The organism is Duganella sp. LjRoot269, from assembly GCF_964254095.1.
Lineage (GTDB): Bacteria > Pseudomonadota > Gammaproteobacteria > Burkholderiales > Burkholderiaceae_D > Rugamonas > Rugamonas hordei.
This window is the reverse complement of sequence record NZ_CAXUSL020000001.1, coordinates 4,182,559-4,197,767: the sequence shown is the minus strand read 5'-3', so window position 1 is coordinate 4,197,767 and position 15,209 is coordinate 4,182,559. Positions and strand designations below refer to the sequence as shown.

15 protein-coding genes and 1 pseudogene are annotated in these 15,209 nt (G+C 55.3%); 3 read left to right on the top strand and 13 right to left on the bottom strand.

The window, feature by feature from the left end; all coding sequences use genetic code 11:
* Positions 1 to 46 precede the first annotated feature (46 nt).
* From ACSQ3S_RS18810 to ACSQ3S_RS18780, 7 genes and pseudogenes are all read right to left on the bottom strand, one after another.
* A pseudogene (locus tag ACSQ3S_RS18810) lies at positions 47 to 1,246 on the bottom strand (IS256 family transposase).
* Between the two features lie 453 nt (positions 1,247 to 1,699).
* Positions 1,700 to 1,918, bottom strand: a complete 219-nt coding sequence (locus tag ACSQ3S_RS18805) for an alpha/beta fold hydrolase (RefSeq protein WP_436143391.1) — start codon at positions 1,916 to 1,918, stop codon at positions 1,700 to 1,702.
* The gene (locus tag ACSQ3S_RS18800) at positions 1,915 to 2,325 is read right to left on the bottom strand and encodes an alpha/beta fold hydrolase (protein WP_436143390.1); all 411 of its coding nucleotides are present in this window, start codon (positions 2,323 to 2,325) and stop codon (positions 1,915 to 1,917) included. Before ACSQ3S_RS18800 ends, ACSQ3S_RS18805 begins: the two co-directional genes overlap by 4 nt.
* Positions 2,210 to 2,593 carry an alpha/beta fold hydrolase gene (locus tag ACSQ3S_RS18795; protein WP_436143389.1) on the bottom strand — a complete coding sequence of 128 codons (384 nt, stop codon included), beginning with the start codon at positions 2,591 to 2,593 and terminating at the stop codon, positions 2,210 to 2,212. The genes ACSQ3S_RS18800 and ACSQ3S_RS18795 overlap by 116 nt, the downstream gene beginning before the upstream one ends.
* Positions 2,594 to 2,649: 56 nt before the next feature.
* Entirely contained in the window at positions 2,650 to 2,988 is a 339-nt protein-coding gene (locus ACSQ3S_RS18790) for a putative quinol monooxygenase (RefSeq protein WP_436143388.1), read from the bottom strand.
* Between the two features lie 12 nt (positions 2,989 to 3,000).
* Complete coding sequence (locus ACSQ3S_RS18785) at positions 3,001 to 3,441, bottom strand: carboxymuconolactone decarboxylase family protein (RefSeq protein ID WP_436143387.1); 441 nt, start codon at positions 3,439 to 3,441, stop codon at positions 3,001 to 3,003.
* A gap of 139 nt (positions 3,442 to 3,580) precedes the next feature.
* Positions 3,581 to 4,324 carry an SDR family oxidoreductase gene (locus tag ACSQ3S_RS18780; protein WP_436143386.1) on the bottom strand — a complete coding sequence of 248 codons (744 nt, stop codon included), beginning with the start codon at positions 4,322 to 4,324 and terminating at the stop codon, positions 3,581 to 3,583.
* Positions 4,325 to 4,437: 113 nt separating this feature from the next.
* On the opposite strand from ACSQ3S_RS18780, the gene ACSQ3S_RS18775 reads away from it, so the two are divergent.
* Positions 4,438 to 5,367, top strand: coding sequence for a LysR family transcriptional regulator (locus tag ACSQ3S_RS18775; RefSeq protein ID WP_436143385.1), 930 nt, complete (start codon positions 4,438 to 4,440; stop codon positions 5,365 to 5,367).
* A gap of 154 nt (positions 5,368 to 5,521) precedes the next feature.
* Here ACSQ3S_RS18775 and ACSQ3S_RS18770 read toward each other — a convergent pair whose 3' ends face one another.
* Positions 5,522 to 6,544: an alpha/beta fold hydrolase gene (locus ACSQ3S_RS18770; protein WP_436145049.1), complete on the bottom strand. Its 1,023-nt coding sequence runs from the start codon at positions 6,542 to 6,544 to the stop codon at positions 5,522 to 5,524.
* Between the two features lie 195 nt (positions 6,545 to 6,739).
* Here ACSQ3S_RS18770 and ACSQ3S_RS18765 point away from each other — a divergent pair, with 195 nt between their 5' ends.
* Positions 6,740 to 7,765, top strand: coding sequence for an IS5 family transposase (locus ACSQ3S_RS18765; protein WP_436143384.1), 1,026 nt, complete (start codon positions 6,740 to 6,742; stop codon positions 7,763 to 7,765).
* Between the two features lie 340 nt (positions 7,766 to 8,105).
* On the opposite strand, the gene ACSQ3S_RS18760 is transcribed toward ACSQ3S_RS18765, so the two are convergent.
* Positions 8,106 to 9,299 (bottom strand): hypothetical protein, encoded by a 1,194-nt coding sequence (locus ACSQ3S_RS18760; RefSeq protein WP_436143383.1) that lies wholly within the window; start codon positions 9,297 to 9,299, stop codon positions 8,106 to 8,108.
* A gap of 195 nt (positions 9,300 to 9,494) precedes the next feature.
* On the opposite strand from ACSQ3S_RS18760, the gene ACSQ3S_RS18755 reads away from it, so the two are divergent.
* Complete coding sequence (locus tag ACSQ3S_RS18755) at positions 9,495 to 9,590, top strand: YgaP family membrane protein (protein ID WP_436143382.1); 96 nt, start codon at positions 9,495 to 9,497, stop codon at positions 9,588 to 9,590.
* A gap of 966 nt (positions 9,591 to 10,556) precedes the next feature.
* Here the strand turns inward: ACSQ3S_RS18755 and ACSQ3S_RS18750 are convergent.
* Genes ACSQ3S_RS18750 through ACSQ3S_RS18735 form a run of 4 tightly spaced genes read right to left on the bottom strand, consistent with a single transcriptional unit; the run spans position 10,557 to position 15,137 of the window.
* Positions 10,557 to 10,976 (bottom strand): hemerythrin domain-containing protein, encoded by a 420-nt coding sequence (locus ACSQ3S_RS18750; RefSeq protein WP_436143381.1) that lies wholly within the window; start codon positions 10,974 to 10,976, stop codon positions 10,557 to 10,559.
* A gap of 49 nt (positions 10,977 to 11,025) precedes the next feature.
* The gene (locus ACSQ3S_RS18745; RefSeq protein ID WP_436143380.1) at positions 11,026 to 11,520 is read right to left on the bottom strand and encodes a TlpA family protein disulfide reductase; all 495 of its coding nucleotides are present in this window, start codon (positions 11,518 to 11,520) and stop codon (positions 11,026 to 11,028) included.
* Positions 11,521 to 11,534: 14 nt separating this feature from the next.
* Complete coding sequence (locus tag ACSQ3S_RS18740; protein ID WP_436143379.1) at positions 11,535 to 12,791, bottom strand: exo-alpha-sialidase; 1,257 nt, start codon at positions 12,789 to 12,791, stop codon at positions 11,535 to 11,537.
* 12 nt (positions 12,792 to 12,803) lie between these two features.
* A complete protein-coding gene (locus ACSQ3S_RS18735; protein WP_436143378.1) occupies positions 12,804 to 15,137 on the bottom strand; it encodes a TonB-dependent receptor in 2,334 nt (777 codons plus the stop codon).
* Positions 15,138 to 15,209 lie beyond the last annotated feature (72 nt).

Genomic DNA, 15,209 nt, shown 5'->3' with positions numbered 1-15,209 from the left:
CAGGCGTGGTGTATGAGTCGTGATTCCTGGGAGGCTGGGCTCCCGCTCAGTTAATCACGGCCGAGAGCCGCGCCGACTGAGTTTCATATAGCGACTGCAGTCCTTCGAGCTGCATGTAGCGCCGCTGTAGAGACCATTCGTCGTTCTGTTCCAACATGATAGCGCCGACGAGGCGGATGATGGCGCGCTCGTTGGGAAAGATGCCGACGACGTTGGTGCGCCGTTTGACCTCGGCGTTCAATCGCTCCAGAGGATTGGTGGTGCGCAGCTGGACTCGATGCGCGCTGGGAAACGCCATGTAGGCCAGCACGTCGTGCTCAGCGGCGTCCATCATCTCGGCCAGCTTGGGCAATTTGGCGCGTAATTGGTCGGTGACGCTGCGCCATTTTGTACTGGCCGCCTCCGCCGTCTCCTCGGCGAAAATCGTGTTGATCAAGGCCACCAGCGCTTAGCGCTGGCCCTTGTTGGCGTGCACCAGGGCGTTGCGCATGAAATGCACCCGGCAACGCTGCCAGCTCGCGTTCATGACTTTGGCGACGGCCGCCTTGAGTCCTTCATGGGCATCCGAAATGACCAGCTTGACGCCGCGCAGCCCGCGCCGCGTCAGCCCTCGCAGGAACTCGCTCCAGAACGGCTCGGCTTCCGAGGCTCCGGTTGCTATGCCGAGGATCTCCCGCACGCCGTCGGTGTTGACCGCCACAGCGATTATTACGGCCACGGACACGATCCTTCCTGTCTGGCGGGTTTTGACGTACGTCGCGTCGATCCAGAGATAAGGCCAATCGCCTTCGAGTGGCCGGTTCAGGAATTCATTGACGCGTACGTCGATCTCCTCGCACAGACGCGACACCTGGCTTTTGGAGACGCCGCTCATGCCCATGGCTTTGACCAGTTCATCAACCGAGCGCGTCGAGATGCCTTGGATGTAGGCCTCCTGAATCACCGCTGTCAGCGCTTTCTCGGCGGTGCGGCGCGGTTCCAAAAAACCGGGGAAATAGCTGCTGCTGCGCAGCTTGGGGATTTTTAGATCGACGGTGCCGGCGCGGGTTTCCCAGACGCGGTCACGGTAGCCATTGCGGCTGTTGATACGCTCTTCGCTGCGCTCGCCGTAGGCGGCCTTGCAAAGCGCCTCGACATCCATCTCCATGAGCCGTTGTAAGGCAAATTGAAGGGTTTGTTTGACGAAATCGGCATCGGCACCCTTGGCGGCAAGTTCCGTCAATGCCATAGTAGTGGGGCTGGTCATCGTGGTCTCCTCTGAGTTTGTTGAGTTCGCAAACCCCAACCTACCCATGAATCACGATGGCCGCCTCAACAAAGCTCAAGCCTCGGTGCCGAACTCGGCACCACCTTCATACACCACGCTGCGGGGCACAATCTGTTGCGGCAGCAGGGGCTCCCAACGAGGTTGAACGGGGCGGGGCGACTGAACTGATGGCGTTCGTCGAGATGAGCCTCCTTTGTCGTGTCAAACTACATATGCATATCGTCCAGGAATGTCCAAGGCCCAGGCCAGCACGGCGCAACTCGATCTTCTTGCTGCGACCGAACACTATCTGGTGGTGATTTGTCAGGTGCCATTCGGAGTAATCGGTAGCGAGTGAGCCTGGTCACTTCGGTAAGTTGAAAAATCGGACCTTTTAGGGGGGCGGGACCGTTCAGTCGACGCTGAACGGTTTTTTGATCTAGACACTCGCGGCTATTTCTTTTGAGTTAAGAATTGCAACAAAGCGTCAGCTGTCGCATCGGGCTGCTCTTCGGCAACCCAGTGGCCTGCGCCTTCTATTTGACCTGCGCGAACGTCATTTGCCACACGCTTAAGATGCTCGCCAATGATAGGGCCGAAACTGCCTGCACCGCCGATGCCCAGGGCAGGAATTGTCAGCTTGTTCTTTGCAAACTCTTGGTTGGCAATCACGTCCTGGGGAAACGCTCGGTAATATTCGAATCCACCGCGCACTGCGCCCGGAGCGGAGTATTTGCGGGCATAGACGTTTTCCACACTTCATCGGTGAACGCTCCTGCATTTACGGCTTCGGAATTGTGGAACCACGACAGGAACACTTTCTCGCGGTCCACAATCAGGCTTTCGGCAACGTCACGGTTGCCGAAGAAACGGAAATGCCACACGCGATCCGACTTCAATAGATACTGCAACGGCTCGATGCCCGGCAGCGGTACATCTAGTATCGACAGGGTAAGCACCTGATCACGGAACTGAGCGGCGTAAGCATAAGCCACCATTCCTCCCATGTCGTGGCCGAAAACGTTCACCTGAGGCCCCAGTTGCAATGCTGCCACTAGATCGTGGATGTCCTTGGCCATATTTGGTTTTCTCGTAGCCTGCTAGTGGCTTATCTGTATCGCCAAAGCCGCGCAAATCGGGAGCCAATACAGTGTAGCCGGCCTCGCTTAATCGGGGCATCACAAAACGCCACATGTAAGACGTTGATCCCCAACCATGCAGTAGCACAACCACTGGCCCGCTGCCTTTGTGCAGTAAGTAGTGGTATCTCACACCGTTGACCGTAGCTTTGCCTTCGACAATTAATGGGGATGCCGTCGATGTCGTTGAGACGCTAGGCGCCGCCATAGCCTGTTCTGGCAATACAAATACAGCGAAGGCTGACAGCTGCCAAAATCTTGAGGCTAGGTTTCATGGATATTCCCCGCAGAAATTTGCAAGGGGGGATCAACGTCATCCAGAAATTCGATGCGACGCGGTGCTGCTAGACGCTCAGGAAGTTCCCGCTCAAACTCAGAGCGGTAATGGCGTAGTAGGTGGTGTTGTAGGAAGTATTCGCGAGTGCAGCTCCAGCTTTCGTAGACTATCAGTGTGTTGCTATCGTTTTGTGAACGATGCAATGTGCAGTGTAGAAAGTCGGGTTCGTGGGACATATCCTGTAGCACGTGCCGCACGGCCGCTTCTAGTTGTTCGTAGCGTTCAGCTTTGGCAGGCAGGTGAACTATAAAGGTCAAACGGCTCATTTTGAATCCTCCTCAATCGGCTGGCATCTTGCGGAACCCTATAGCAAAACGGTTCCAGGCATTGATGGTGGTGATGGCGAATGTAAGATCAGTCATTTCTTTCGCGTTGAAGTGTGCGGCTAGATGCTCGTAATCGGCGTCAGGCGCATGTGTCGTGGAAATGTTGGTTAGGCTTTCGGTCCAAGTCAGAGCGGCTCGCTCGCGATCCGTGAAGAAAGGGGTTTCGCGCCAAGCGGAGAGTGCTGTCAAGCGGCGCGCGCTCTCACCGGCCTTAATTGCATCAGTGGAGTGTAAGTCAATGCAGAAAGCGCAGCCGTTGATCTGGGAGGCGCGAAGCTTGATTAAGTCCAGCAAACGGGAATTGATGCCTAGTTTGTTGATGGCCTTTTCCAGCGTTAGCATGGCACCAACGACATCTGGGGATGCCTTGTAAAAGTCAATACGGTTATTCATTGCGAGCACCATAGCTGCTAGTTGGGTGGCCCCATCACGAGGATATGGGGTTGAGAAGGCGTGACCAATTCGCAAGACTTGGCCCGGAACATTCGGAATGAATTGGCGTGGTGGTATGCAGCCACCACGCCGATCTTGATTACGCCGCGAAGCCGCCGTCGATGAGCAGGTCCGCGCCAGTGACAAAGCCCGCTTCAGGGCCGGCCAGGTAGGCCACCATGGCTGCGACTTCGTCGGCGTGGCCGTGGCGCGGCAGCGCCATCAGGCCGTGCAAGGCGGCGGCGAAGTCACCATTCGCCGGATTCATATCGGTGTCGATCGGACCAGGAGCCACATTATTGATGGTAATGTTTTTGCTGCCCAGGTCGCGAGCCAGACCTTTCACCAACCCGGTCAGGGCAGCTTTGCTCATTGCGTAAGCCGCGCCGCCAGGGAACGGCATGCGCTGTGCGTTGGTACTGCCGATGTTGATGATACGACCGCCTTCGCGCATGTGAGCGGCTGCTGCCTTGGCAGCGACGAACACGGAACGGACGTTGATGGCGACGGTCTTGTCGAAATCTTCCAGAGAGAACTGGTCTACGGGACCCATCAGCAGCACACCAGCGCTGTTGACCAAAATGTCCAGGCGACCAAAGCGCTCGGCGACGCTGTTGATGGCATTGGTCAGTGCGGTGGCATCGGAGGCGTCGGCGCGGATCGCCAGTGCGGTGCCGCCGGCAGCCTCGATTTCAGCAACCAGTGCTTCGGCAGCGACAGCCGATGCGGCGTAACCGATAGCGACTTTGGCACCTTCGCGGGCCAGACGACGTGCGGATGCAGCACCGATACCGCGCGAGCCGCCGTTGATGAAAGCAACTTTGCCGTTGAGATTGGTGTTCATGATGATTTCCTTTCGGGAAGAGTGAGTGTGAACAAAGTATGGCCTTCGCTTGCTTTTCCCGGTAGTCTGTAATATGCACGTACAGTTTCAACCTTTGGTATAAAATTGGTGTAATGTTTACCGAACTGAGCAGCTATTTGGACGCGTTTGTCATCTCTTCCGATGAGGGGAGTTTTTCTGCGGCTGCGCGCCGTTTGGGCCAGACTCCAGCTGCCGTCAGCAAGAGTGTAGGGCGGTTAGAGAGTCGGCTCGGTGTTCGCTTGTTTCAACGCAGCACCCGCAGTCTATCCCTGACCACAGACGGCGAACGCCTTTACGCTCAGGTGCGCCTACCATGGAGCGAGATTGGCGATGCCTTAACCGATTTGCGCCAGGGTGCAGGCAAACCGGCTGGCACTTTGAAAATCTCGATGGCGCACACTGTCGGCCGCAATTACTTACTGCCCTTGCTGGAGGACTTTGTCGCAAGCTATCCCGATGTCGTGCTAGATCTGCATTTCGATAACCGCCAGGTGGATTTGGTGGCCGAAGGCTACGACGTCGGGATAGGGGGCGGCATCGAATTGACCGAGGGTTTGATTGCGCGTGAGCTGTCGCGCGTGCGCATCGTGCTGGCTGCGTCGCCGGCCTATTTGCAGCGCTATCCGGCGCCGGCCCATCCGTCTGAGCTGGGGCGGCATCGCGGACTGTTGCGCCGCTCTTTGGCCACCGGCAGGTTGATGGCATGGACGCTGCACAACGACGTCGGCCAGGAGCTAGTCGCTAGCATACGTCCGGTTGCTGTGCTCGACGATCCAGAAGCCATCGCCCGCGCTGCCGCCTGCGGCATGGGTGTTGCGATGCTGCCATTGCCACACGCCTTGCCTTTCCTAGACAGCGGGGAATTGCTGCGCGTGTTGCCCGGCTGGCACGCCGAGACGCTGCCGCTGGCTATCTATTATTCCAGCCGCAAGCTAGTGCCGGCCAAGGTGCGGGTGTTTGTTGATTATGTGGTGGAGCGGTTCCGGGCCAGCGGACATCCGGCGCGCTTTAGTCAGTCGTGACTATCGCCACAGGGGCAAAGACGCGCTTGAAATGGCTCTGTCGCATTAAGCAGAATCCTTAAAACTTGGCCACTACATGTAGTATCGAATCAAGAGGGCGAGGCCACATGTCGTATGCCAATTGCGCCAAAAAAGAATTAATGCGACAGAACCCCTATCGCTGCGTACGCAGCCAGCCTAGTAAGACCTGGTGAAATTCGGCTGGATCCTCAATCTGCGGTGCGTGGCCCTTGCCGGGAAACTCGATCAAAGTACCATGGGGGATTTGCTTGATAACCTGTTTTCCGAGCACATTGTAGTGGCCGATCTTAGCTTTTACTTCCGGTGAAGCGATATCGCTGCCAATCGCCGTGGTATCCGCATCGCCAACCATCAGCAGCGTGGGCATGCGCAGTTGTCCGAACTCATAGACTACCGGCTGGGTAAAGATCATGTCATAGATTAGAGCGGAGTTCCAGGCCACTAGCCTGTGGCCAGGTCCCTGGTTCAGGCCAGCTAGCATATCGACCCAGCGCTCGTATTCCGGCTCCCACCGCCCGACGTAGTAGACACTGCGCTCATAGTCGCGCACACTTTTGGCGCTCAGTTTGAGTTCTCGCTGGTACCACTGGTCGACAGTCCGATACGGAACGCCTTGCGCTTTCCAATCTTCCAGCCCGATCGGATTGACCATCAAAAGTTGCTCAACCTGTTGCGGATATTGCAGGGCATAGCGAACTGCGAGCATGCCGCCTGTAGAGTGCCCCATCACCGCCGCGTGCTGGACGCCCAGTTGTTCAAGCAAACTGTGAGTATTGGCTGCCAGTTGCTGGAAGCTGTATTGATAATTTTCCGGCTTGCTCGAGGAGCAGAAGCCTACCTGGTCCGGCGCCACCACACGGTAACCTGCCTTACTCAAAACCTTGATACTGGTTTCCCACGTCGCCGCACAGAAATTTTTTCCGTGCAAAAGCACAATGGTGTGTCCATTGGGTGTGCCGCTGGCCGTAACATCCATATAGCCCATGTGTACATGTTTACCCTGGGACTCGAATTCGTACGTTTTTAGTTCATAGGGATAATTAAATCCCTGCAGCTCGGGCCCGTAAGTTTGGGTGGCAACATCAGACGCTGCCGCCACACCGACGACCAATGAGAGCCCAGCAGACACTATAAGGCGTAATGTCGTTCGGAACATATAAAAAGACTCCATAAATTGAAAGATCAAGCAAAGTCCCCGCTGGTAGCCGTGCAGGACATTGCCGCCAAAATCGCTGTAATACACTGTAAGCGTTGGCTACCTAGTTAGGTAGGTACCAGACACCTTAGGGCACCTCGAAAAACCACCCCAGCTCTGGCATGATGTCGGGAACCCGATACTGACCTGATTCCAATGATCAAGCATAGCCTGTTTGCCGACCAGGAACGCGAAGCGAAGCTCAACGAGCTTGGTGATACGCTGCGGGTGTTGGAACAGCATGTCGACTTCGCGGCGCTGGCCGCTGCGGTCGATGCTGCCGCACCGCGCCCCAGCCGTGAACGCGGCGGCCGCCCACCATTTCCAACCGAACTGATGGTGCGCGTGCTGCTGATTCAGCAGCTCTTCAATTTGAGCGATGAGCAAATGGAGTTTCAGCTGCTTGACCGCCTCAGCTTCCAGCGTTTCGTCGGATTGCGCCACAGCAGCAAGATCCCTGACCGGACTACGATCTGGACTTTCAAAGAACGCCTGATCCAGGCAGGCGCCAGCGAAAGCATTTTTGACGCGGTCAATCGCCAGCTGTCGATGCACGGCTATATGGCACGCGGCGGGCAGATGATCGACGCCAGCATTGTGCAGACGCCCAGGCAGTCGATCAACAAGGAGGAAAAGGCCATCGTGACCGAAGGCGCGATGCCAGCCGACTGGAAGCCCGCGAAGCGGCGCCAGAAGGACATCGACGCCCGCTGGACCAAGAAGCACGGCAAGTCCTACTTCGGCTACAAGCTCTCGGCCAACGCCGACAAGCGCTACAAGCTCATTCGCAGGATCAAGATCAGTACCGCCAGCGAGCACGATACCTTGCACTTCGAGGCGGTGATTGATCCAGGCAACACTAGCCGCGACATTTATGCCGACAAGGGCTATGTCGATGGCGAACGCGAAGCGCGGCTGAAGGGGCAAGGCTGGCGCATGCATATCCAGCGCAAGGGCAGCAAGGACAGGCCGCTGTCCGAGGCGCAGGAGCGGCGCAACAAACGCATCGCCAAACCGCGTGCCCGCGTAGAGCACGTCTTTGCCGGCCTGGCCCAACTGGGTGGCAAGGTGCTGCGCTCGATTGGCCTGGCGCGCGCGACGCTGCATCTGAACTGGAAGGCCGCTGCCTACAATTTGCAGCGTTTTTCCTACCTGAAGGAGGCCAAGATCGTGGCGTTCTGACGCCTGAGGTCCGCCCGGACCGCCGAAAAATGGCAAACACGGGCACCCGAAGGGCCAGGGGCCTGGGCCGATCAGCGGCAGATCGCCGCCTACGCAGCGATTTTCTCAGCGCTCCGGCCCAAATCTCCGGTTATTCGAGGTGCCCCTTATACAGATGGGTAATTCATGAGGCCGCATCTCTGCTATGTGGGGCTCGCCAGTGTGCCGCTCCAGCGGACCTTTCGTCTATTTCGCAAAGAAAATCAATGGCTTAAATTTTGTTTCAGGCTCATCAAATTTCTGTGCAATTCAGGGCTCCATTTACTGAAATGCTATAGCTTAGCTAAAACGCGGGCGATTCTTAGTTACTAATTTGTAGTCCAGTCATGCCGAGCATGATAACGGCGGCGATGGCAGCTCCGATGACTATCCCGAGCTTCGAGCCGAAGTTGGCTCGCTTGGGTGGCATGCCGTGAGCAATACAGACCACACGCGCGGCGAGAACAAGATGAGTAATAATAAGAAAAACTCCGAAGTAATAGTGAGGTACTAATCGAATATTCCAGGAGTCGTGCAGCAAGCCGGTAGGGGCTCCAGTCGCAAAATTCCAGTCCGTCTTTATCCCTGCAAATCTACGCGCATAAATGAATACAGAGTTCATGTGGGCAAGAATAAAAAATACAAGGTACCCACCAGATGCCAATTGCAGGCTTTTGTAAAAATCTGCCGGTCGATGGCTGTTCATTCGCAGCAGCACCAGCCCAGAAAGGACTTGAAATAGAAAAAGAAGTACAACGAGAGGCTCAATAGTTCGTGACCGATATATTACGCGGAAGATGTCCATCAAGTGGCGATGTTCTGTCTCACTTACAGCTCCCGCTAAATGGTTGGTCAGATGCATTGCTAAAAAGAGAACTAGGATTGCCACTGCGCTTATTCCGTGCGCTACACGAAGTCTTGGCGATGAAAATTTCTTTGCATTTGGAGAGGTAGTCGTGACCGAGGTTCGCGAGTTACGCGCGGTGATTAATGCGATGACCGATGCTATAGTCCAGAATATAACCCACAAAGTTATGTCGGAAACAGCTTGTCCCTCCATATATGTTAAGACCCCGTCAGCAGTGAACATTGGAGGCGCGGCGACAGCTAGCCATGCGATGCTCTTTAGACGAACTGTTGAAGCGATTGGATGCGTTTCTTTACCTAGATCCCAAGCGACAAAAAAGGCAAGAATCGGCACAGACATTGCCATGGCTAGCATAAGTGTTGCCAGAGACACTTCCGTGTCTACGAGCAGGCTAAAGCCTTTGAGGAAGAAAGGGTAAAAAAGAGCAGCGATAGGCGGGGCTGCATGCCACCACTTTATTGAAGGGTCGCTTGCCATTTTTGATTTCGAGAAACTGAAATGCACAGGTGCCTCTGTACTGTGATAAAAGCTCATAATAGTCTGCGGCGGTGCTTCCGTAGGGTGCCAATTGTTGGGAAAGTAAAGGGACCAATCCTCGCCCTGCCCACTTGCAGCCGCGCCACGCCCCGCCAGACCCAGCGGACCCATGTCTTGACCTTTTATTCGTGGTATAGGTTACATACCTACATACATGTGACAGCGATGGCATTATCAGTTATTTTGAAAATATGGAGTTAAAAATGCAGAAGAATATCGGGTTGCTCGATCGACGCGCGCCTAGTCTTGGCCGTTGCATTGGCCCTATTTTTTATCCGGACTGATGTATGACGCTGGCTTGGGCTCATGTCGCCAGTCATGTTGGCGACTGCATCCCTGTCTTGGTGCCCCATCTACCGAGCGCTGAGTATTCGCACGAAGCAGGATGACAACAAGGAGTGACGCATGAGCCGCCTGGGAGTTGTCACTAGGACCGAGCTTTGGGACATAGACATCCGAGTAGCATTGGTCAATGCCACTCCATTTCCGCCATAGGCCCAATGTGGATAGTCATCCCTAACCGGAAAATACAGGAAACAAAGATACATGTATAATGAATCTTATTTGCTGGTCGTGATAACAACCCCGGAGAAGCTATGACTCATTACTCAACCGATACGAGGCTCCTAACTTGGGCCTCTACTCCTTGGAATCGCCGTCGTCTGGTCCAAGTCTCGCCATTTGTACGTCCAGTTCTTCGTGCGCGCTCGCCGGGTATATTGAGTCGTTTAATCGATTGGATAGGTGTCCGCAGACATTCAGCAATCAGTTTGCTCAAGGGACGAAACCTTAAGTGGCGTAATTGCAGCGAGGACCGAGACGTGAGCACGGGAGGGGAGGTTAGCCAAGGACCCAAGGGACGGTCTCACGGATCTAACGGTGGGTGCAGCCTGTGTTGCGGCGCTCACTTTGAAATCGGGGCGGTCTCTATTGGACAAGAATGCCTGTGAATGCTATGCCGCCATGCCAGCCGGACTGTGCAGCGGCGCGGGTCGGATAATTTGAGTTGTTTTGGTAGTAGCCATGGGAACGTCGCTCGTATGCGTATCAGTTTTGCCCCTTTCTGGATACGATAAGATAAGCAACACGAGCGAGTACCAGTAGGAACATCGGTTTGGCATCAGCGCTTTGTGACACAGATCGGCCCCGTGAATTGCGCGTTATCGGTTTCGGCGATCACCTCGAACCCCGCTTGCCGTTCGAGCAGATGGCGGTAATCGGAATACTCTGCCAAATCGGACTCCAATCATGAGCTAAAGTTTCCTACAGGTGCTTGGGTAGGCATCACCTGAAGCTTTCTCTCCGCCTGAGGACTTCATAGACGGTAGACGAAATGCTTCATGGCAGAATATTCAGATAATCACGCAATTATGGAAGGGCGTCTGCTACCGGGTAGAGCTGAGTGTTCTCCATGTGAATGCGCTTCGATAACGCGTTAAAGATCCCCTTCGTTTGTTCAGTGAACACGTTCGCGGCGCCGCTAATTGACGCACTGCTTGCCCATGCCTTCATATGGTTATCGAAGGCGAGCGCAAGATCGCCCATTTCATCGGAGTAGCGTTGCGCGAGTGCGCGCGCAGCAGAGTCGTCGCTGCGCAACATCGATGGATAAAGACTTTTATCTTCCATGGCCAAATGAAGTCCCACTAACCCGTGCATCTTGCTGAGCTGGCGACGGATTCGGGTAGCATCTTCCTCCGAAACAACTGGGCCTAATTGCTGGTTGATCTCTCGAGCAATCGACAATATCTCCACATGTTGCTTTCTAAAATTATCTGTACGTGCCATTATTTTTCCTTTGGATGAATTAGATTTGTCGTTTTTTTTCAATTCTCGATTACTGCACGCGGGCTGAGTCACCTCCAATTTTTAATCCAGTTTCGAGGATGATAGTTGGCGTAAGTAAGCCAGAATGCGCGGATACCATCCTTCCGTTGGCGTCATACCAATAACTGCGCGGAAGCTCACCGTGCCATTTCGGATCAATTTGATACCGAAGTTGTTCCGCCGGTTCATCACCGAAGGCCCAATTGATCGCACGCGCTCCCAAGTGTGATGTCGCGGTGCCGATTGCGTCCGCATTCTTCGGATCGTCAGCTGACTCGATAGCAAGCGTCACGATATCGAAGTCAGGCCCGCCCTTTGTAGCAGCGAGGTTTTTCATGCTTGCGTGGCAGTAGGTACAGTCCAGCGACCAGACCACGAGAACATAGGGGTGGCCAGCTTCGCTAGCGATTATCCGGGCCATACCATCCGATTCGAAAGCACTGATGTTTGGCGCCGCAATTGCACCAGCGCACAGTGTGATTACAGCGGGGAGGCCGACCATCATCAGAAGTCTGCGAATCATGAGCAGCCCCCAGGCAGTCTGACTACGAAAGCGTCTTTGAGCTCGGTACGCCATACCAGAAATATGCGGCCTCCTTTGGTGACAAGTCGCGGCTGATCGGATGCGCCCGTTGTAGACGCCAAGACACACGTCTTCCAGGTTAGGCCCGCATCTTGCGAGCTCATCCCATTAACATGCGTGGTGACGCCGTCAAATTCCTTCCATACGACTTCGATCTGGGATTCACTAACTGCAACGTCTGCATAGCCTGCTTGGTCGGTGCCCAAGCGCATCGGCACACCGAGGTTCCCGTCACGATTCTGGCTAGCGTAATAAAGTCCCCCGTTATCGGTCCCGCCGGAATACCAAGTTTGATGACGGCGACCGTCAGGACCGAAGGCGAGCGAGGGCCCTTGGTGTGGGCACGCGTCAATTGCCCAGTTATCGAAGCTGGCTCGTTCGAGTTGACCAAGCTTGCCATCTTGCGTCAACTCGACAATTGCGTGATCTCGGATATTTGGTGCGAAGATATTGCGCCACAACAGGGTAGGACGCCCCCGTTGATTGACTGCTATGGAGCTACGGCAGCACTCGCAGGTATGATCGGAAATTTTGTAGTCGCCACTGAAGCTCCTGCCACCGTCCTTTGACACCGCATAGTACTGAGCGGCGCCAGCGTATGCCACCCCACTGTCCTTTGCGTCTTGTTGGTCACGCTTGTCTACCCAAGTTACGTAGATAATTCCTTCGGAATCGACTTCCGTCGATGCAAAGCCGTGCGTGATGACCTGCTTATCGCGGTGGACCGTCAAAGGAGCACTAAAATGGGCTCCGCCGTCATCTGAACGTATGAAGCGCACTTCGGACGTGTAGGGTTTCTCTAAAGGTCGACTGTACGTAACGTAGATCTCGTCGTGCCAACCGAAGTTAACACGGGGGCGCTCATCTCCGCTTGCAATAACCGGCTCGGAGCTGATGTGTGATTTGCTTCCCCAGGTTTTTCCATCGTCGGCTGACTTCTGGAGTACAAGATTCCCGCCGCGATCGGAGCTGTATCGACCTACCATCCACAGAACGCCATGACTATCGAAAGCGGCGGAGCTGCCGAGCTGAGCCTTCATTTTGTGGCTTGCTGGGTGGGCCACCGGCGCTGTGTCAGTTCCTGCGCCATGGGCGTGTTCCGGCTCCCCCGCTTGCGAGCCGGCAGCCATGACCAGCAACGTGGAAAAGACAACCGCCAGGGACGAAGGCCCATAAGTATTAAAGTTAGTCATACGTGTTCCTTCTTATCGCATATCAAACTGAAGCTCAGCAATAAAGGTGCGCTGGGTGTAGGGATGGAACGCCCAGTACTTTTTATTGCCGATGTTATCTATGCCTATGGAGGCGCTCCACTGTTTATCGAAGTGATACCGCAGTCGTGCATCGGTAACGAAGTAGCTCGATACGCCGGTGTAGTTTGAGCCGTTCGGATCGGAGTTATCCAAGGTTCCCCATTGCTTGCCACTGTAACGGGCACCTAGGCTGACCGACCAGACATCGGTCGGGTGGTAGCTGGCCAGCAGCGTTGCACGTTGCTTCGGCACACGTGGCTGCTCCTTACCCAAACTGGCCGGGAAGTTCGGGTTGTCGATGATGGTTGAATCGGTATAGGTGGCGCTGGCGTTTAATTCCAGGCCCGTCCACAGGACGTCATCGGCTTGCGCGGCTAGCTCTAGGCCCTTTGTGCGGATGAGGCCTACGTTCTGGATGTTGGTAACATTAGGAGTGACATTGACATTGCGCTGCGAGTACAACGCATCGTGCGTGGTTTCATGGAAGTATGTCGCCCTCAGCAAGCCTTTTTCGAGTTTGCGCTCGGCGGTCAGTTCGGTGGTCACAGAGCGTTCTGGTTTCAGGTTCGGGTCGTTGTTCATCAACGTATCGCCGATGATTGCGCCTTGGAAGAGTTCAGACACGGTCGGATAGCGTACCGCACGGCCGGCCGAAGCCTTGACCGTCCAGTTGTCGTCCAGTTCGTGGGACAGCGCGAATTTCGGCGAGAAGCTCGTTTCGCTACGTTCGGCAAATTTCTTGGTCGATGTACTGCTACCCAGGCTACCGTTATAGGCTTCCCAGCGCTCAAGGCGCCCGCCGGTGGTTGTCTTCCAGTTTTGAGCGAAGCGCCATGTATCCTGTGCATACACGCTCTCTAACCGAGTATCGCCATTGAAGCTCGATACCTTTGTACCGGCGGTAGCGGAGGTCCACTCGCCAGTGTTGGACACCAGCGTGCGCAGGCGGAAGCTGTCGCGCTGCACGCCGAAGTCGACGATATGGCTATTGTCAGTATACGGGTGCCAAATCCCTTTAGCCGCGAGCGTACTCCAGCCGCTGCCACTCGCGTCGGTCAGCGTTCCGACCTTCGCTCCTGGAGTAGATAAGAAAACGGTCGGCGTGCGAACTTCGTCCTTCTTATAGTCGTAGTTACTGACCGCAAGTTCCCAGTCCCACTCGCCTTTGGTATGACTCTTGAGCGAAAGGCCCTGCATCCAATGTTCTAACTCACCGGTAGCTGGCGCAAAGTCCGCCGGCGTCAGGGTGTACTGGCGGCCTGCAACATTGATAACGCCACTGGTGACCGAATTGCCTGCACTGTCGCGAAGGTACGAGTTGACATGGCGGTCCGCGTCGTTCTTCCACCAACCCAAGGTGTAGCTGGCGCGCACGGTCGGCGTGATGTCGTAAGCAAGTTTGATTTTCGCATGGTCTTGAACGGTATGAATCTGGTTAGTATCACCAAGAATCAACCAGTCTGCGTTCGACGGATTTTTGTCTGCCACGGCGCCAGTGACTGGAGTACCGCCTTTACCTGGCGCACCGGCACTAACCAATTTATTTGCAAACGCGATGGGCTGGCCATCGTTGTCCAGATGGCTCAGGCTGACCCACCAAGACAGGTCACCAGCCTTGTTGCCAACGGATAGACTACCTTGGCGGCCCGCAAATCGCTCGTTTGTGCCATATTGCTTGAAGCCCTGACTAAACCCAGATAGTCGCGCATGCGCTTCTAGCGAAGTGGGCATCCGGGTCAAGTAGTCCACCACCGCACCGGCGGAGTTACCAGGATAGGCGGCGGAGAAGGGGCCGTACAGTACATCGACCCGTTCGATTTCGTCAGGCGTGACCATGCCCCAGCGGGGCGTGAAGGTGGCGCCGTTACCGAGTAGGTTGGAGAGCAATATGCCGTCCGCGTAAACTAAGGACCGCGCGCTGTTGCCTGTGCCAGATGCGCGGCTAGCCAAGACGGCGTGGTCATAGTCACCGATGTAGCGCTTGCGAACGTTCAGGCTAGGGAAGTACTTCAGCGCGTCCTCCGCATCAACGACGTTAATGCTCCTTTCAATTTGAGCGGCGGTAATGCCTTCAATAGTGGTTGGGATTTGTGTAGGCAGCGATGTGGGCCGGCCAGCGCTAATAGTGACCATTGACATAGTCTGCGCAACACCTGCGTCGGCCTCTGCGTCCGCAGCATAAGCAGTACGTGCGTGCAGCATGGCTGTGGTCATCGCCGAGAGTGTGAAAAGGGTTGCGAGGCCGCGTTGCAGATCGCAAAGTTTGGAGTGATTTTTCGAAGACATTGGAATTCCTTTGCATTCGGACGCGGCATCATTGGCCGAGAGTCCGAATCGTTTAGACGTGACCTCCCCTGA

Bases quoted from the DNA above. Each gene is read 5' to 3' on its own strand.
- ACSQ3S_RS18795 (WP_436143389.1), bottom strand. From the start codon at position 2,593: ATGGCGGCGCCTAGCGTCTCAACGACATCGACGGCATCCCCATTAATT.
- ACSQ3S_RS18740 (WP_436143379.1), bottom strand. From the start codon at position 12,791: ATGACTAACTTTAATACTTATGGGCCTTCGTCCCTGGCGGTTGTCTTT.
- ACSQ3S_RS18765 (WP_436143384.1), top strand. From the start codon at position 6,740: ATGATCAAGCATAGCCTGTTTGCCGACCAGGAACGCGAAGCGAAGCTC.
- ACSQ3S_RS18800 (WP_436143390.1), bottom strand. From the start codon at position 2,325: ATGGCCAAGGACATCCACGATCTAGTGGCAGCATTGCAACTGGGGCCT.
- ACSQ3S_RS18790 (WP_436143388.1), bottom strand. From the start codon at position 2,988: ATGAGCCGTTTGACCTTTATAGTTCACCTGCCTGCCAAAGCTGAACGC.
- ACSQ3S_RS18735 (WP_436143378.1), bottom strand. From the start codon at position 15,137: ATGTCTTCGAAAAATCACTCCAAACTTTGCGATCTGCAACGCGGCCTC.
- ACSQ3S_RS18755 (WP_436143382.1), top strand. From the start codon at position 9,495: ATGTCGCCAGTCATGTTGGCGACTGCATCCCTGTCTTGGTGCCCCATC.
- ACSQ3S_RS18745 (WP_436143380.1), bottom strand. From the start codon at position 11,520: ATGATGGTCGGCCTCCCCGCTGTAATCACACTGTGCGCTGGTGCAATT.
- ACSQ3S_RS18785 (WP_436143387.1), bottom strand. From the start codon at position 3,441: ATGAATAACCGTATTGACTTTTACAAGGCATCCCCAGATGTCGTTGGT.
- ACSQ3S_RS18780 (WP_436143386.1), bottom strand. From the start codon at position 4,324: ATGAACACCAATCTCAACGGCAAAGTTGCTTTCATCAACGGCGGCTCG.
- ACSQ3S_RS18760 (WP_436143383.1), bottom strand. From the start codon at position 9,299: ATGGGTCCGCTGGGTCTGGCGGGGCGTGGCGCGGCTGCAAGTGGGCAG.
- ACSQ3S_RS18750 (WP_436143381.1), bottom strand. From the start codon at position 10,976: ATGGCACGTACAGATAATTTTAGAAAGCAACATGTGGAGATATTGTCG.
- ACSQ3S_RS18775 (WP_436143385.1), top strand. From the start codon at position 4,438: ATGTTTACCGAACTGAGCAGCTATTTGGACGCGTTTGTCATCTCTTCC.
- ACSQ3S_RS18770 (WP_436145049.1), bottom strand. From the start codon at position 6,544: ATGTTCCGAACGACATTACGCCTTATAGTGTCTGCTGGGCTCTCATTG.